Source organism: Pseudomonas sp. NPDC079367 (genome assembly GCF_044542195.1).
In the GTDB taxonomy this organism is placed as follows: Bacteria; Pseudomonadota; Gammaproteobacteria; order Pseudomonadales; family Pseudomonadaceae; genus Aquipseudomonas.
In genome coordinates this window covers 18,681-35,725 of record NZ_JBITTW010000027.1, presented here as the reverse complement: position 1 = coordinate 35,725, position 17,045 = coordinate 18,681, and the positions used below count along the sequence as shown (strand labels likewise).

Below are 17,045 nucleotides of genomic sequence, written 5' to 3'. Positions count from 1 at the left end.
GCAAGCCCGCTCCCACACTGGGTTCTGCGTTACATCAGGCGTAATAGTCGACTGCGCTGGTGCCGATCACGCTTGTTGTTTGAGCGGCGACGTCGGCAATAGCAGCGGGTGCCAATTCTTCATCCGCCGCATCCAGACGCCCGCCCGCGGCGCTGGTGCGACCGCTCTGGCCCTGCTGCGCCTGCTCCTGCCCTTGCCCCTGCCAGCCACGGTTCTGGTCGGCGACGTTGACGTCGACCTGGCCCATGCCCTGCTGGTTGAACATGTCGCGCAGGCGATGCATCTGGCTGTCGAGCGCTTCACGCACGCTCGGGTGCGCGCTCATGAAGGTCACCTGGGTTTGCTGATCAGGGACCATGTTCACGCGGATATCCAGGCGCCCAAGCTCCGCCGGTTGCAACTGAATGTCGGCGGCTTTCAGGTTGGCGCTGGACAGGTACATGACGCGGTTGACCACTTCTTCGGTCCAGCCGCTCTGATGCATGGCGATCGGCTGATTCACCGGCAGCGCATTGGCGGTTTTTGGCGTGGCGGCTTGGGTCAGTGCTGCCAGTCGGTTGGCGAAGTCGTCGACGCGGGTGTCGCTGGTAGCCGATTTCAGATCCTTCAGGCCATCATCGATCAGCCCGCTAAAGGCCTTTTCGCCGCCCTGGCTGGTGCTGTCCTTGTCTGCCTGCACGTCCAGCATGCTGGCCATGCCGGCAGCGAAGTTCTGCGCCGCGGTGAGTTCGCCGTCGGCCTGAGCTTGCGCGGGAGTAGCCTTGGGCTGAGCCTGGCTGGCGGCGGAAATATGCCCGCCCTGCTCCATCGCCATGCGAACGGCTGGCAGCGAGTCAAGCGGGTCAGCCGAAGGATCGAAATCGCTGTCGGTTGCCGCCGGATCCTTGACCATGCCCGGCACCGCGGCCAAGGCAGGTGTTTCGGTTTCCGGCTGGGCTGGCGTTGCGACTACGGGGGCTGGCACAACAGGCGCTGCCACCAGTGGCTGGACGATTTGCGCCAAGGCCGGATCGAGCGTCGGGTCTGCCGGCGCGGCATCGGCCACAGGGGTTTGTACTGTTTCAGTGGCGTCATCGTCTGCGGCATTCGCGTCTTCGCTCGCCGCCGGTTTTTCGGCAGGCAACGCTTTGCCGCTATCGGCAACCGCTGGCTCAGGCGCGGCAGACTGATCTTTGCCGACGTCCTTTTTGTTGCTGCCGTCTGCGACCTTGTCGCGTGCCGGTTTGACTGAATTGTCAGCACTCACGGCAGGCTTGGCCGGCGCCTGATCGGCGAACACTTTGGCGAAGCTGGAAGCCTTGTCCCCGGCATCTGCGGCCATTGCCGACGATTTGGCAGAGGCTGCTTGCGCCTTGGCCTGAGCGGCGGTCTGAAGAAGAATGTTGGGGGTCGCAGGCATGACACGGTCTCCGCTGCACTGGGATCGTAGGTACAGTTGAGCAAAATGACTGCAAGTGCCGGGCCAGTTTGGCCAGACACCTGCGAAAAGCGCCGGACGACGGATTCAGTGGGTGTGGACGTGGTGCTTTTCGTTTTCGTACACCGGGCGTACGTCGACGAATTCAGAATGGATGTCGGCAACCAGTTGCGCGAGCGCTTCCGGACTTTTGTCCTTAGCGTTCGACTCCAGATCCTGGCACAACGCTGCCAGCCGGATGGCGCCCATGTTGCTGGCGCTGCCCTTGAAGCTGTGGGCGACATCAGACAACGCTTTGGCGCTGGTGCTGTCCTGCAATTCGTGCAGGCGGCTTTCCGAATCTGCCAGAAAAGTCTCCAGCAATTCCGGATAGCCGTCCTCCATCACCTCGCGCAAGGTGTCGAGGACATCGCGATCTACATGTGGGTCAGTCACTTGCTCACTCCTTGATCAAGAATGGGCGGATTATGCCCCAATCTCCCAGAAAAACTCCACGCTGGCACTACGACCTTGGTCCGACCAACTGGCATTGCGCCCTAACTGCCGGACCAGACTGATGCCACGGCCCGACAAGCGGACGTTATCCACGGGCCGCTCCATGACCCGCGCGACATCGAAGCCCTCGCCACTGTCCTCGACCCGGATCACCAGGCGTCCACCCTCACTTTGCGGTTTCACCTGTAGATGCACGCGCACGAAGCCGTCCTGCAGCGCCTCCAGCCGCGCCGCGCGCATTTCATAATAACGGGCAAACCCAGTGGCATCGCGCTTGAGGCTGGAATCCAGCCCGAGTACGCCATGCTCCAGCGCGTTGGAATACAACTCGGCGAGCACGCTATAAAGCGCCCCGCTTTGCGCGCGCAGGCCGTGTACCTCAAGCAGCAACTGCAACAGGAACGGCATCGGATTGAATCGCCTGAGCGTGGCACCGCGAAACTCAAAACTGGCCGACCAGTCCAGCGGGCACGACTGGCCGCTGTCGGAGTACACCGGCGCCGCGCCGTGCGCCTGCGCCGACTCCAGCAGGCTGACCTCGACCATGCTCACGTCATCCCGGGCCTGTCCGCGAAAATCGCGCAACGCCTGCTCGATATCCTCGAACAGCCGATCCGGCTCCCGGTTCGCCGCAAAGACCTGCTGCAGGCGCTCGACGCCGAACAATTGGTCATTGGCATCGCAGGTATCGATGACCCCGTCGGACAGCAGAAACACCCGATCATCAACAGCCATCGGGTACACATCCGTACGGTCATCGAAGGCCTGCGCACCGAGAATCCCCAGCGGCAGATGTCGCGCCGGCAAAGGCACCCGCTCGCCGCTGGCCATGCGGTGCAAGTATCCGTCGGGCATGCCGCCGTTCCACACTTCTACCGAGCGGCTCTGGAAACTCAAACAGAGCAACGTGGCGCAGCAGAACATGTCCACCGGCAGGATGCGCTTGAGCTTGGCGTTCATCTCGCGCAGGGTTTCCGCCAACCCGTAACCTTTGGCGGTCATGCCGTAGAACACTTCGGCCAGCGGCATGGCACCCACCGCCGCTGGCAAACCGTGGCCGGTGAAATCGCCGAGCATGACGTGCATGTCACCGGCCGGCGTGTACGCCGCGAGCAACAAGTCGCCGTTGAACAGTGCGTACGGCGATTGCAGGTAACGGATATTCGGCGCACTCAGGCAGCCCGAATGCGCAACCTTGTCGAACACCGCTTTGGCCACGCGTTGTTCGTTGAGCAGATAGTCGTGATGCCTGGCGATCAGGTCGCGCTGTTGCAGTACCGTCGCCTGCAGACGCCGCAAACGATCCATCGCCTTGATTTTGGCGGCGAGGATCACCTGGTTGTAAGGCTTCGCCAGAAAATCGTCGCCACCGGCCTCCAGACAACGGGCCAGCGCTTCGCTTTCGGTCAGCGAGGTGAGGAAGATGATCGGCACCAGCGCTTCACCTGCCAGCGCCTTGATCTGCCGCGCCGCCTCAAAGCCGTCCATCACCGGCATCAACGCATCCATCAGCACCAGATCGAGTTGCTGTTTTTTGAAGGTATCGACCGCTTCGGCACCGTTGGCCACCGTCAGAACCTGATGGCCCTGACGACGGACGATGGTCGACAGCAGCAGCCGGTCGGCGGCGCTGTCTTCGGCAATAAGAACGGTGAGCGGCTCTTGCGCCTGCATGGGCGTCAACTGATGTCGAAGAGTTTGTCGAAGTTGGAAATCGCGAGGATTTTCTTCACATCGGAACTGCTGTTGACGACGCGGATATCCGACTCGTCGCCGCCGGCATGGTCACGCAGCAAGAGCAGCATGCCCAGCGCCGAGCTGTCGAGGTAAGTGGCCTCTTTGAGATCGACCACGATGGATTCGGGTTTGCGCGGGAGCCGCTCATACGACTCACGGAATTCTTGATGGCGGCCGAAATCGAACCGGCCTTTGACCGCGATGGTCAGCTTGTGACCATCCGGTGAAACTTCTGTAACGACTGACATTGACTGGCTTCCTTGTCATTGACGAACCTGTACAAGGTTTAGCAGCTGGATAGGGTTGGGGCAAGGCGCAACGGTGGAACAAGTGTGGGAGCGGGCTTGCTCGCGAATGCGGCGTGTCAGTCAATATTGCATCAACTGGTCGAATGCATTCGCGAGCAAGCCCGCTCCCACAGGGATTAGCGCTGAGGTTTAGAAGGCATCACGTCGCGGCAAGCGCTGCGACAACTCATCCAGCAGCTTCTGCTCGCGCTTGTCCTCAAGGCGCTGCGCCTCGTCGCGATAGCGCTGCACCAGTTTGCGCAAACCCTCGACGCGGGCAAACGCCTGTTGCCACTCCTCACGCGCCTTGTCGAGCTTGTTCTGGTGCCAGACCAGGCTTTGCCGTTGCTGGTCGACGGCGGTGTCGAGTTGCGCCAGAAAGCCCTGAAAGCCCAGCAGCCATTGCCCGGTGACGCCGGTGCTGCCGCGCACGATCCATTGCTGCGAGTAATCCAGACGAAAGGCATTGAGGTCGGCCAGTTTGCTTTCCGCGACTTTTACCTGACCTTGGAAATAACCAAGCCGCTGCACGGCGGCTTTCTCGGCCTGTTCGGCCATTTCCACCACCGGTGCAAGGCGCGCGGCGCGACTGACGGCCATGGCCGGTTACCCGCCCGCCGCAGGGGCGAACAGGGTTTCCAGATAGGCCTGGCTCTCACCCAGATTGATTTTGTCGTTGAGGCCCTGGCGCTGATACCTGACCAACTGCGGCTGCAGGGAAATCGCCAGGTCGGTCTCGCGATCGCCGCCGGCGACGTAGGCGCCGACGCTGATCAGATCGCGGCTCTGCTGATAGCGCGACCAAAGCTGCTTGAAATACTGCGCACGCTGCATGTGATCTGGCGAAACCACCGCCGGCATCACCCGGCTGATCGACGCTTCGATGTCGATCGCCGGATAGTGGCCTTCCTCGGCCAGGCGCCGCGACAGGACGATGTGGCCATCGAGTACACCGCGCGCCGAGTCGGCGATCGGATCCTGCTGGTCATCGCCTTCGGACAGTACGGTGTAGAACGCCGTGATCGAACCACCGCCCTTCTCCGCGTTACCCGCACGCTCAACCAGTTTCGGCAGTTTGGCGAACACCGAGGGCGGATAGCCCTTGGTTGCTGGCGGCTCGCCGATGGCCAAAGCGATTTCCCGCTGGGCCTGGGCGAAACGAGTCAGCGAATCCATCAGCAACAGAACGTTCTTGCCCTTGTCGCGGAAATACTCGGCGATGCGCGTGCAATACATCGCCGCGCGCATACGCATCAGCGGTGCATCGTCCGCCGGCGAGGCAACCACCACCGAGCGCTTGAGGCCCTCTTCACCGAGGATGTGCTCGATGAATTCCTTAACTTCGCGACCACGCTCACCGATCAGACCAACGACGATAATGTCGGCCTCGGTGAAGCGGGTCATCATGCCCAACAGCACCGATTTACCGACACCGGTACCGGCGAACAGACCCAGACGCTGGCCACGGCCGACCGTCAGCAAACCGTTGATGCAACGGATGCCGACATCCAGCGGCACGCTGATCGGATCACGGTTGAGCGGGTTGATTGTCGGGCCGTCCATCGGCACCCAGTCTTCGGCTTTCATCCCGCCCTTGCCGTCCAGCGCGCGACCGGCGCCGTCGAGGACACGGCCGAGCATGCTCATGCCCATCGGTAAACGACCGGTATCGGCCAGGGGCACTACGCGGGCGCCCGGGGCAATGCCGGCGACACTGCCGACCGGCATCAGAAAGACTTTGCTGCCGGAAAAGCCCATGACTTCTGCTTCCACCTGAGACGGGTGATAGCTGTCGTCGTTGATCACCATGCAACGGGTGCCCATGGCGGCGCGCAGGCCTTCGGCTTCGAGGGTCAGGCCGACCATGCGCAGCAGCCGACCTTCAAGGATCGGCGCGCCGGCAATCTCGGTGGCCTCGGCGTAGGTGCTCAGGCGCTTGGCGAAGCTGGTGCGTTCAAGGCGCATCGCTGGCGTCCGCGCGCGGCTCGTCAGAGTCGACAACCGCTGGGGTGTCTTCGGGGATCTCCAGACTCAAGTCCGGCGCTGCCGGGTGCAGGGCCTGCTCATGCAGCTGGTCGAACAGCTTGGCCATGACCTGGGTCACCCGCGACTCCACACTGGCGTCGATGCGGCTGTGCTCGGTTTCAACCCGGCAGCCGCCCGGCAACAGCGACTCGTCTTCGACGATGCGCCAGGTTTCTTCGTGGCGCTCGCGCAGGGCTTTGACCTGGGCGAAATCCTGCGGATTGACGTACAGGCGCACGTTTTCCACACCCAGCGGCAACAGCTTGAGGGCGTCGCGCATGACGTGTTCGATCTGGCTCGAATCGATGGCCAGTTCGCGCTTGATCACCTGTTTGGCAATGTGTTGCACGAGGTCGACCAGCGACTTTTCAATCTGTGTGTCTTGCTCGGCGATCGGTTCGAAGAGGTTGGCCATCAACAGCTCAAGGCTGGCGACTTTCGCCGCCAGTGCTGTTTCAGCTTCCTGACGCACCTTCAGCGTGGTGCTGTGAAACCCTTCCTTTTCGCCAATGGCGAAGCCCTCGTTGTAAGCCTCCTGACGGATGCTTTCGAGTTCTTCCAGAGTCAGTGGCTGGACTTCTTCCAGCGGCACTTCTTCCATTTCCGGCGGCTCGGGCTCCGGTTCCGGCTCAGGCTCAGGCTTGGGCGGGTCGAAGCTGGGCAGCGCCCAGGATTCGAAACCACGAACATCGCGGGCGCGGATCAGATCCGTCACAGACTCGTCAGGCTTGTCCATGGGCTTAGATCATTTCCTCGCCGCCCTTGCCACCGAGCACGATCTCGCCGGCTTCGGCCATACGACGGGCAATGGTGAGGATTTCCTTCTGCGCGGTCTCGACGTCGCTGACGCGCACCGGGCCTTTCGCCTCGAGGTCGTCGCGCAACAGTTCGGCCGCACGCTTGGACATGTTCTTGAAGATCTTTTCCTTGACGCCTTCGTCCGACCCCTTGAGGGCCAGCACCAGCACGTCGGACGAGACTTCGCGCAGCAGCGCCTGAATCCCGCGGTCGTCGACGTCCGCCAGGTTGTTGAACACGAACATGAGGTCTTCGATCTGACCGGACAGGTCTTCGTCGACTTCGCGGATCGAGTCCATGAGCTGGCCTTCGATCGAGCTGTCGAGGAAGTTCATGATGTCGGCCGCACGCTTGATACCACCGAGTGTGGTGCGCGAGGCGTTCGAGTTGCCGGAGAACTGTTTCTCGAGAATCTGGTTGAGTTCTTTCAAGGCAGCCGGTTGCACGGTGTTCAGCGACGAAACGCGCAGGATGATGTCCAGACGCACTTTATGGTCGAAGTTGCCTAGCACTTCACCGGCCTGATCCGGATCGAGGTACGCGACCACGATCGCCTGGATCTGCGGGTGTTCGTAACGGATCACGTCGGCGACTGCGCGCGGCTCCATCCATTTCAGGCTGTCGAGGCCGCTGGTGTTGCCACCGAGCAGGATGCGGTCGATCAGGCCGTTGGCCTTGTCTTCGCCCAGGGCCTGGGTGAGCATCTTGCGCACGTAGTCGTCGGAACCGACGCCGAGGCTGGTCTGATCGCCGACGATGTCGACGAACTCACTCATCACCTGCTCGACCTGTTCGCGATGTACGTTGCCCATCTGCGCCATGGCCACGCCGACGCGCTGAACCTCTTTGGGGCCCATGTGGCGCAGCACTTGCGCAGCATCGGTCGAACCCAGGGACAGCAGCAGAATCGCGGCTTTGTCGACCTTGGTCAGTTTGACGGTGGCGGCTCGGTTATCACTCATCTGCGTTAATCCACTCTTTCACGACCTGAGCCACGCGACCCGGGTCTTCAGCTACCAGACTCTTGATTGCATTCAGCTGCGCGTCATAACCCTCGCTCGGGCTCGGCAACAGAATGCTCTGCGGACCACCGAGGCTCACGCGGTCGTTGGCCAGTTCGCCGTCCAGGCCGCCCATGCCACCGAGTTCCACGTCGCTGCCCAGACCGGCCAGCTCCTTGCCTTTGCCACCGCCGGTGATGTTGTTGAGCACCGGACGCAGCACACCAAACACCAGCACGAGGATGAACAGCACACCCAGCACTTGTTTGACGATGTCCCAGAACCATGGCTGGGAGTAGAACGGAATATCGGCAATCACTTCGCCGCGCTCGGCGGAGAACGGCATGTTGATCACGCTGACGCTGTCGCCACGGCTGGCGTCGAAACCGACGGCGTCCTGCACCAGTCGCGTGAAGCGCGCCAATTCGTCGGCGCTCCACGGCGCGCGGCTGGTTTCACCGTTGGCCGGGTTGATCTTGACCTGATCATCGACCACCACCGACACCGACAGGCGATTGAGACGGCCCTGCTGCTGTTTGGTGTGGCTGATCGAACGGTCGAGCTCAAAGTTCTTGGTCGATTGTTGACGCTTGTCGGCCGGATACGGCGCGAGCATTGGCTGGCCGGTGGCAGGGTCCATGATCTGCTGACCGTTGGCGTCAACCAGTGGCTGACCCGGCTGGATCATGCCGGCCGCTGCAGCGGTGCCGCCGGTGGTCTGCGGCGCCGAGGCCGGCGACGGTGGCTGGTTGCTCAGGGCACCCGGCACACCTTGCGGGCCATTGCTGGCGGTGCGCTGTTCATTGACCGATTGTTCGCTGCGCAACGCCGGCTGATCGGGGTTGAACTGCTCGGCGGTCGATTCGACGGCACTGAAATCGACGTCGGCCGAAACTTCAGCCTTGTAGCGATCGTTGCCCAGTACCGGTTGCAGAATGTTGTGCACGCGCTGGGTGAGCATGCTTTCCATGCGGCGGCTGTAATCGAACTGCTTGCCGGCCATGGTCATCTCGGAGTTCTCCGCCTGATCGGAAAGCAGGTTGCCCTTCTGATCGACGACGGTGATCTGCGATTTGCTCAATTCCGGAACGGAGGTCGCCACCAGATTGATGATCGCCACCACCTGCCCCGGCTCCAACGAACGCCCGCTGTAAAGCTCGACCAGTACCGAAGCGCTTGGCTTGCGCTCGTCACGGACGAAGACCGAACTCTTCGGAATCGCCAGGTGCACGCGAGCACCCTTGACGTTGTTCAGGCTGGAGATGGTCCGCGCGAGTTCGCCTTCGAGGCCGCGACGATAACGGGTCGCTTCCATGAACTGGCTGGTGCCCAGACCTTGTTCCTTGTCGAGGATTTCGAAACCGATATTGCCATCGCTGGGAGTGACACCAGCGGCAGCGAGTTTCATCCGCGCACGGGACAGGTCGTCGGCCTTGACCAGCAAGGCGCCGGAATTGGGTTCTACGTTGTAAGGAATGTCAGCGGCGGCCAGGGTTTCCATGACCTGTTTGGCGTCCATGCCGGCAAGGCTGCCGTACAGTGGACGGTAATCCGGCTGCTGCGACCACAGCACCACGGCAAAGCCAATCGCCACGCTTGCAGCCAGACCGACCAACAGGCCGACCTGACGCAGCACGGTCATCTGGGAAAGATTATCCAGAAAGGACAGGCCGAACAGCGGCGGTTTGCCGTCGATCGGGGTGGCCTTGGCCGGAACGTTATCAGCGACTGCTTCTGCCATGACTTAATTCGCCCTTAAACCGGCATCTGCATGATGTCTTGGTAAGCCTGGACCAGCTTGTTGCGCACCTGGGTCAGAGCCTGGAACGACACGCTGGCTTTCTGCGACGCGATCATCACGTCGGTCAGGTCGACACCGCTCTTGCCGATCTCGAAAGCATTGGCCAGTTGAGTCGACGCCTGTTGGGTATCGCTGACTTTATTGATCGCCTGACCGAGCATGTCGGAAAAGCTGCTGCCGGCAATTTCAGGGACAGCGGCAGTCGATTTACGCGCAGACATGGCATCCACTTTCATGGCCTGCATGTCCATCATCAACCGATTAAATTCAATACCTTGGCTCATGGTCTACTCTCTTGGGCGGCCCGCAATTTTTTGACACTTCACTCGGCGGGTACACAGGTATTAGCAACAAGGGTGCCAGCTAATGGGCACCCCTTTGAGAAAAGCAGTTTGATTGTTCTCGCGATCAGTCAGGTGGCGAACAGATAGCCTTCGACGTCCATCCCGGCATCGCGCATTTGCGCCAGCTTGTAGCGCAAAGTGCGCGGGCTGATGCCGAGCTTTTCGGCGGCTTCCTTGCGCCGGCCACGCTCGGCGCGCAGGGTGTCGATGATCATCTGAAACTCCCGGCGGCGCAGGTCCTCGCCCAGAGCGCCGGAGGAATCTGCCTCGATTTCCACGTCGCGGATTATTGGCGCCGCGACGGGCAATGGGGCAAAAGCCACCGCACCGGTCAGGCAGAAATCCTGCGGCTGGATCAAGCCGCCCTGCTGCAGGATCAGCGCGCGCTGAATGGCGTTGTCCAGTTCACGTACATTGCCTGGCCACGGATACGCGGTCAGGCAGGCTTGCGCTTCGGGGGACAGCTTCGCTGCTGCGTGCTTCATTTTATTGACGTGTTTGGCCAGCAACTTTTCCGCCAGCGGCAGGATATCGGCAGTGCGCTCGCGAAGTGGACGCCAAGCCAGAGGAAAAACCGACAAGCGGTAAAACAGATCCTCACGGAAGCGCCCCGCTGCAACCTCGCCAGCAAGATCGCGGTTGGTTGTGGCGACCACGCGGATATCCAGGCTGATCGGCTTGCGCGCACCCACGCGCTCGACCTCACGCTCCTGCAGTACGCGTAACAGTTTGGCCTGCAAGCCCATCGGCATTTCGGAAATTTCATCAAGCAGAATGGTGCCGCCGTCCGCCTGTTCGAACTTGCCGGCCTGCGAGGCGATGGCGCCAGTGAACGAGCCCTTCTCATGACCGAACAGTGTCGCTTCGAGCATGTTGTCCGGGATCGCCGCGCAATTGATTGCAATGAATGGCTGACTGGCTCGCGGCGATTGCTGGTGAATGTAGCGCGCCAGCACTTCTTTACCGGTACCGGATTCGCCGGAGATCAACACGGTGGAGTCACTGCGCGCCACCCGTGCCGCCAACTCAAGCAACTGCGCACTGGCCGGCTCAACGGCGACAGGGCCGTCCCCTTCGCCTGCGTCGATGCTGCCCAGCGCATGCCGCGCGACCAGATCAAGCAGCGCTTTGGGTTCGAACGGCTTGACCAGATAATCCGCCGCGCCCTGGCGCATCGCATCGACCGCACGCTCGACCGCGCCATGGGCGGTCATCAGCAGCACCGGCAATTGCGGTTGACGCGCGCGCAGCAAGGCGAGCAATTGATGCCCGTCCATGCCCGGCATGTTGACGTCGCTGACCACCAGGCTGAAGGCATGCTGCGCGACCGCCGTCAGCGCCTCTTCGGCGCTGCCGACGGCGTGATAGTCGTGGCCGGCGAGCAGCAGCGTATCGGCCAGCGCTTCGCGCAACGAACGATCATCCTCGACCAGCAACACCTTGATGCCCATGACGATTATTCAACTCCCTGTGCAGCGGAAAACAGTGGCAGGCTGACCTGCGCGCAAGTGCCGCGCCCGACTCGCGAACGCAGGGTCAATTCTCCCTGATGTGCGCGGGCCACCGCTTTGACCACGGTCAGGCCAAGGCCGGTGCCGGTGACTTTGGTGGTAAAAAAAGGCTCGCCGAGGCGCGCCAAAACTGTCGGCTCAATGCCGCTGCCGCTGTCGCTGACACACAAGCGCAGGGTGTTGCCTCTGGTGTAGCAATGCACTTTCAGGCGCGCTTCGCCGGCGCTGGCCTGAATGGCGTTTTCAATCAGATTCAGTAATGCCCCGACCAGTGTGTCGCGGTTGCACAGCAGCTCACCGGCATGGCTGTCGCACTGCCAGCGGATTGGCAGGTCCTGAACATGGGTCAGCGCCGCTGCCTGCAGCGATTGCATCAAGGCATTGGGCGTTACGCGATCGGTCAGCGGCAGCTCGCCACGGGCGAACACCAGCATGTCGCGCACTTGATGTTCCAGTTCGTGCAGGCGCTCCTTGAGCCGCCCGGCAAAACGCTGCTGGGTTTCCAGCGGCAATTGCTGCTCAGTCAAATGACTGGCGTAGAGCAAAGCGGCGGACAGCGGCGTGCGAATCTGATGCGCCAAGGACGCGACCATGCGCCCCAGCGAAGACAAACGTTCATGGCGCGCCAGTTGATCCTGAAGATGCCGGGTTTGGGTCAAGTCGTTGAGCAGCACCAACTGCCCCGGCTCGGCGTCCAGCGAGCGGGTGGAAATCGACAGGCGTCGACCGTTTCTCAGGGAAATTTCGTGACCGTCGTCTTCACGCGGGGCGAAGCAGCGTGCGATGACATGGCGCCAGAGCTCGCCTTCGAGTGGCGAGCCGAGCAAGTCGATGGCGGCCGGATTGGCTTCGCGCACCAGACCGTGGCCATCAATGACGATGACGCCGCCAGGTAGCAAGTCGAGGAGGTTTTGCAGGCGATTGGCCAAGCGTTCTTTTTCCGCCAGCTCCTGCATGCGCTGGGCGCTGACGACGGCCAGCTCACCCTTGAGTTCGGTGACCCGCGCTTCGAGCAGGCTGTAGGAGTCGGTCAACTGGCTCGACATCTGGTTGAACAGCTGGAAGGCCTGCTCAAGACCCTGGCGACTTGCCTGCTCTACGGACGAGGGATGCCCCACGATATTGGAGGCAGAAGAGATCTGGGCGGCTTGGGGCATTGGGCTCTCTCGCTTGGCTGACCGTCAGTGAAACGGAACGTTGCGAGGGCTATAGCAATACCCGTGCCTAAAAAAAACAGCTTATAAATGAAACGGTTGGAAAACAGGCGTCAATCATCCGCCTGTTCATCGCCTCCGGCCCGGCTCATTCCGTACTTGCGCATCTTCTCGACAAGCGTGGTGCGACGAATGCGCAGACGCTCAGCGGCACGGGCAACAATGCCATTGGCATCGTCCAGCGCCTGCTGGATCAGGCCCTGCTCAAGACCGCCGAGATAATCCTTGAGATCCAGACCTTCCGGCGGCAACAGCGCATTGGCGCTGAAGTCAGGCGTATGGCCGTTGATGGCCACGCGCTCTTCGAGATCGCTGCGCAGGCTGTCAACCATCTGCTCATCTTCGTCGTCGACGTAGCGGAATTTCTTTGGCAACTCGACCACGCCGATCACCCCGTACGGGTGCATGATCGCCATGCGCTCGACGAGGTTGGCCAGCTCGCGGACGTTGCCCGGCCAGCCGTGGCGGCACAGCGACATGATCGCAGCGGAGTTGAAACGGATCGAACCGCGCTTCTCGTGCTCCATGCGCGAGATCAGTTCGTTCATCAACAGCGGGATATCTTCGACGCGCTCACGCAGCGGCGCCATCTCGATCGGGAACACGTTCAGGCGATAGTAGAGGTCTTCGCGAAACGAACCGATCTCGATCATGCTTTCGAGATTCTTGTGGGTCGCGGCAATGATACGCACGTCGACACTTTGGGTCTTGTTGCTGCCCACGCGCTCGAAGGTACGCTCCTGCAGCACGCGCAGCAGCTTGACCTGCATTGGCAGCGGCATGTCGCCGATTTCATCAAGGAACAGCGTGCCGCCGTTAGCCAGTTCGAAACGCCCGGCACGGCTGGTGATCGCGCCGGTGAAGGCGCCCTTCTCGTGGCCGAACAGTTCGCTTTCCAGCAGCTCTGCCGGGATCGCCCCGCAGTTGACCGGCACGAACGGCGCGTCGCGGCGCTTGGAGTGGTAATGCAGGTTGCGCGCGACCACTTCCTTGCCGGTGCCGGACTCGCCGAGGATCAACACGCTCGCGTCGGTGTCCGCCACTTGCTGCATCATCTGACGGACGTGCTGAATGGCACGACTGGTGCCGACGAGGCTGCGGAAAAGGTTGGGTTCGCGATGACGGCCGCGTTCGCGGGCCTGGTCGTACATTTCGCGATAGACCTGGGCGCGGTGCAGCGAATCGAGCAATTTGCTGTAGCTGGGCGGCATCTCCAGGGTCGACAGAACCCGGCGACGCTGGTCTTCAGGCAGGTCAACGGAAGAATTATCGCCCATTAACAAAACCGGAAGGAACTCATCCCAGGTTGCGAGTGTCTTTAGCAAGCCCAAAAGCGCGCCAGGAGCATTAACCGTCCCGATCAGTACGCAAATGACTTCACGACTAGACGACAAAGAGCCGACAGCCTGCTGCCAGTCATGGCTGCCGCAGGGTAAATTTTCTTCGCCAAGAAAATTCAGAATCACCGCCAGGTCGCGGCGGCGGACGCTATCGTCATCGATCAGCAGAATTTTGGTTTCACGCCACATGCAATAGCAACTTCCCTAGTCAACTCAATGCCCGAAAAATAAGGCAAGCGAGACGCTTGCAGGACACCATGTGCCTGTAGACGCCCTAAACCTGATAATAGCCACTAGTTAAGTCAAAAAACCGTGCACAGTCAAATTTATGGCGCAGTGGTTTTACTAATCGGCCCGCTTTACGTGAACAAATGGTAGATGTTTGCGGCGTTTTTCGCTTGGCGAATCTTTGCCATTTCATCGACTATTGTTTGACGCTCTTCACACGCCACATCAATCAGCTGGCGGTACACGTCGAGCAGATCTTGCAGACTGCTGCGCACACTCTGCTCATTGTCCAACGTTTGCGCAAGCACATCCTCGACGCAAACGCGGCAGCTCAGATCAAGTTCGGTGATGGTTCCCCAATCACGACTCTCCAGCGCCCCGAGCAGTGCGTAACGGGTTTGTTCGATACGTTCGAGCACAGCACTCATGGTGTTCTCCTAGGCGTCGGGAACCTGATCACCAATTGCATCCCACCCCTCTTTCAAGGTAATCAGCAGGCGCGCTACCTCATTGAGGATCTCGGGGTCATTTTTAATGTTGGCTTCGACAAGGCGTTTGCTCATGTAGGCGTAGAGTGAATCGATGTCCGCCAGGGCTTCGGCCTGATTTTCCAGATCGAGCCCTTCACGCAGGCCGCCAACGATACCGATGGCCTTGCCGATCAGGATACCTTTCTGGGCGGCATCATTACGCGCAATGGCGCCCTTGGCCTGCGCGATACGATCCAGGCCACCCTGCATCAGCATCTGTACCAGGCGGTGCGGGCTCGCCTCGGAGGTTTGAGCCACGCCGTTGACTTTCTGGTATTGCCGAAGGGCCAACATAGGATTCATGTTCTACCTCATTACAACGAAAATGTTCATATTGCCTTTATCGTCTGCGCAGCAAAAAACTTTAGCGCACAAACGCGAAAGCCCGGAGCGCCTGTGATGGCTAGCCGGGCTTACAACCTGTCACGCGGTCAGGAATTCTTCTGCTGCGCCTCGATGGAGTTGAACATCGAAACGATGTTCTTGCGTTGCGCCTCAAGCTTGCCGACCAGGGTGTCCATGGCCACGTAGCGCTTGGTCAGCGTCTCGGTCAGCGCGTCGATACGACGACCCAGCGCCAGCTGCTGGTTAGTAAGGTCGGTTTGCAGCTTGTCCAGACCGTTCTTGCGCGTATCGAGAATACCGCCGGTTTGCAGATAGGGTTCGATCGCCTTGTTCATGCGCTCGAAGACACCATTGGTGCCGCTGAAAAGCTGCTGCACATCGGCGCCCAGCTTTTTCTCTTTCATAGCAGTGTCATATTTGACACCGTTGAATTCAAGCGTACCGTCCTTCTGTGTATTGATGCCCAACTGGCTAAGGCTAGTGAGTCGATCACCGTTGCTCTCCGTGGCAAGCTGCTTGCGCAGATCCGAAAGCAGTGCTCGCGTAGTCGGGTCGTTGGTCAGCGACCCCAGCACCAGATTGCCTTCTTCGTCCTTCGAGGTAGCCGTCAGGTTGTTGGCGGTCTTGACCAGTGTGTTGTACGCATCGACATAGGCCTGAATCGATGTTTTCAAACCCTCGGTGTTTTCACCCACGGTGACCTTGATCGCCTTGCCCGGGTCAGTTCCGGTCTCCTGAAGCAGATCAAGACTGATACCACTGATCGCGCCAGTGACGGTGTTGGTCTTGCTTGAGACCTTGATACCGTCCACATAGATCAGCGCATCCTCGGCCTTCTCGCCGACATAGCCAGCACCGTCACCGACCATTTCCTGTCCAGCAGGGATTTCTAGATCGGCAATGCCTCCAACCGATATATCGGTTTCTTTACCGGTCATCGTGGAACTGAATACCAGGCGCGAACCGTCCGCACCGGTTACGATGTTGGCGCTGATGCCTTTCTCGGCGAGCGATGTATTGATGGAATCACGCACCGACTGCAAGGTCGCACCGGCGCCAACCTTGACAGTGTGGGTCACGCCGTCCTGCGTAATCAGCAAGTCACCCTCAGCGATCGGGGTACTGGGCCCCGCTTCGAAGTTCTTGGTGGCGACTTTCGACGAAGTGGCGAGATTTTCGACACGAACCATGTAGCTACCCGGCACCGCCGTGTTATCCGACGTGGCTTTGACCGTAGTGTCACTGCTGGACGTTGCCGTGTATGCGCTAAACGAAGGGGCTGCGGTGTCGTTGAGTTTTTTCATCGCCGCCTGATACACGGACAGCGCACTCTTGAGCGACGCCACACCTGAAAGCATGGCGGTGTTATTGGCGGTCTGGCGTTTGATCTGGTTGGACTTGGGATCGGTCTCGGCCGCAACCAGTGTTTTCACAATGGCGTTGATATCAACGCCGGAACCCAGACCCGTGCCTGGTAAAATCGTACTCGCCATTGCTATTCCCTCTTGAGTGCATGCCGCCCCTAGTCGGTAAAAGACTAGCGAACTTGCCGCTCGCCCGCCACCGTCAGACCTTGGCGTCGAACAACAGGCTGTTTACATCGCTCAGACTGTGAGCAATTCTCAACGCCTCTTCCGAAGGAAGTTGGCGGATCAGCTCTCCAGTCTCACTGGCGATGACTTTAACTACAATTCTGCCGGACTCTTCGTCCGTGGAAAATTCGAGGTTACGACGCGAGGTAGCGAGAAATGTCTCGATATCCTTGAGCGCCCTTTTGACTTTCTCAGCTTCGGTAAGACCGGTGTCGGCCTCGTCCTGTGCTGGCTTGATGGGCTCAACAGCCCGAGAGGGCTTGACCACAGGTGATTCGGCGGCCTGCTCGACCGGCTTCGTGGCCTGGTAAGACAGGTTCAGCTTGACGCTCATATCCATACCAACCACCTCTCAATGTAAAAAGCGGAGGAGCACCACA

Annotated in this window: 17 protein-coding genes; all 17 read right to left on the bottom strand. The window is 60.4% G+C overall.

The window, feature by feature from the left end:
- Positions 1–34 precede the first annotated feature (34 nt).
- The 17 genes from ACIGDJ_RS19360 to ACIGDJ_RS19280 all read right to left on the bottom strand — a co-directional run bounded on the left by ACIGDJ_RS19360 (position 35) and on the right by ACIGDJ_RS19280 (position 17,005).
- Positions 35–1,399 (bottom strand): flagellar hook-length control protein FliK, encoded by a 1,365-nt coding sequence (locus tag ACIGDJ_RS19360; protein WP_101158643.1) that lies wholly within the window; start codon positions 1,397–1,399, stop codon positions 35–37.
- Between the two features lie 105 nt (positions 1,400–1,504).
- Positions 1,505–1,852, bottom strand: coding sequence for an Hpt domain-containing protein (locus ACIGDJ_RS19355; RefSeq protein ID WP_101158642.1), 348 nt, complete (start codon positions 1,850–1,852; stop codon positions 1,505–1,507).
- A gap of 30 nt (positions 1,853–1,882) precedes the next feature.
- A complete protein-coding gene (locus ACIGDJ_RS19350; RefSeq protein WP_397480029.1) occupies positions 1,883–3,586 on the bottom strand; it encodes a SpoIIE family protein phosphatase in 1,704 nt (567 codons plus the stop codon).
- A gap of 5 nt (positions 3,587–3,591) precedes the next feature.
- Positions 3,592–3,897 (bottom strand): STAS domain-containing protein, encoded by a 306-nt coding sequence (locus tag ACIGDJ_RS19345; protein ID WP_101158640.1) that lies wholly within the window; start codon positions 3,895–3,897, stop codon positions 3,592–3,594.
- A 189-nt stretch (positions 3,898–4,086) separates the two neighbouring features.
- Entirely contained in the window at positions 4,087–4,536 is a 450-nt protein-coding gene (gene fliJ, locus ACIGDJ_RS19340) for a flagellar export protein FliJ (RefSeq protein ID WP_101158639.1), read from the bottom strand.
- 6 nt (positions 4,537–4,542) lie between these two features.
- Complete coding sequence (gene fliI / locus ACIGDJ_RS19335; RefSeq protein ID WP_016771077.1) at positions 4,543–5,901, bottom strand: flagellar protein export ATPase FliI; 1,359 nt, start codon at positions 5,899–5,901, stop codon at positions 4,543–4,545.
- Positions 5,891–6,697 (bottom strand): flagellar assembly protein FliH, encoded by an 807-nt coding sequence (gene fliH, locus ACIGDJ_RS19330; RefSeq protein ID WP_397480030.1) that lies wholly within the window; start codon positions 6,695–6,697, stop codon positions 5,891–5,893. The genes fliI and fliH overlap by 11 nt, the downstream gene beginning before the upstream one ends.
- Positions 6,698–6,701: 4 nt before the next feature.
- The gene (gene fliG / locus ACIGDJ_RS19325) at positions 6,702–7,721 is read right to left on the bottom strand and encodes a flagellar motor switch protein FliG (protein ID WP_016771079.1); all 1,020 of its coding nucleotides are present in this window, start codon (positions 7,719–7,721) and stop codon (positions 6,702–6,704) included.
- On the bottom strand, positions 7,714–9,501 hold the full coding sequence (gene fliF, locus ACIGDJ_RS19320) for a flagellar basal-body MS-ring/collar protein FliF (protein WP_101158637.1): 1,788 nt from the start codon (positions 9,499–9,501) through the stop codon (positions 7,714–7,716). The genes fliG and fliF overlap by 8 nt, the downstream gene beginning before the upstream one ends.
- A gap of 14 nt (positions 9,502–9,515) precedes the next feature.
- Positions 9,516–9,845 carry a flagellar hook-basal body complex protein FliE gene (fliE, locus tag ACIGDJ_RS19315; protein ID WP_016771081.1) on the bottom strand — a complete coding sequence of 110 codons (330 nt, stop codon included), beginning with the start codon at positions 9,843–9,845 and terminating at the stop codon, positions 9,516–9,518.
- Between the two features lie 128 nt (positions 9,846–9,973).
- Positions 9,974–11,356 (bottom strand): sigma-54 dependent transcriptional regulator, encoded by a 1,383-nt coding sequence (locus ACIGDJ_RS19310; RefSeq protein ID WP_312996757.1) that lies wholly within the window; start codon positions 11,354–11,356, stop codon positions 9,974–9,976.
- 5 nt (positions 11,357–11,361) lie between these two features.
- Positions 11,362–12,573 carry a sensor histidine kinase gene (locus tag ACIGDJ_RS19305; RefSeq protein WP_397480031.1) on the bottom strand — a complete coding sequence of 404 codons (1,212 nt, stop codon included), beginning with the start codon at positions 12,571–12,573 and terminating at the stop codon, positions 11,362–11,364.
- Between the two features lie 110 nt (positions 12,574–12,683).
- Positions 12,684–14,159, bottom strand: coding sequence for a sigma-54 dependent transcriptional regulator (locus ACIGDJ_RS19300; protein ID WP_041479014.1), 1,476 nt, complete (start codon positions 14,157–14,159; stop codon positions 12,684–12,686).
- A gap of 170 nt (positions 14,160–14,329) precedes the next feature.
- Complete coding sequence (locus tag ACIGDJ_RS19295) at positions 14,330–14,626, bottom strand: flagellar protein FliT (protein WP_101158634.1); 297 nt, start codon at positions 14,624–14,626, stop codon at positions 14,330–14,332.
- 9 nt (positions 14,627–14,635) lie between these two features.
- Positions 14,636–15,031 carry a flagellar export chaperone FliS gene (gene fliS, locus ACIGDJ_RS19290; protein ID WP_101158633.1) on the bottom strand — a complete coding sequence of 132 codons (396 nt, stop codon included), beginning with the start codon at positions 15,029–15,031 and terminating at the stop codon, positions 14,636–14,638.
- Positions 15,032–15,159: 128 nt separating this feature from the next.
- Positions 15,160–16,566 carry a flagellar filament capping protein FliD gene (gene fliD / locus ACIGDJ_RS19285; RefSeq protein WP_101158632.1) on the bottom strand — a complete coding sequence of 469 codons (1,407 nt, stop codon included), beginning with the start codon at positions 16,564–16,566 and terminating at the stop codon, positions 15,160–15,162.
- A 73-nt stretch (positions 16,567–16,639) separates the two neighbouring features.
- Positions 16,640–17,005, bottom strand: a complete 366-nt coding sequence (locus ACIGDJ_RS19280; RefSeq protein ID WP_101158631.1) for a flagellar protein FlaG — start codon at positions 17,003–17,005, stop codon at positions 16,640–16,642.
- Between the last annotated feature and the right edge of the window lie 40 nt (positions 17,006–17,045).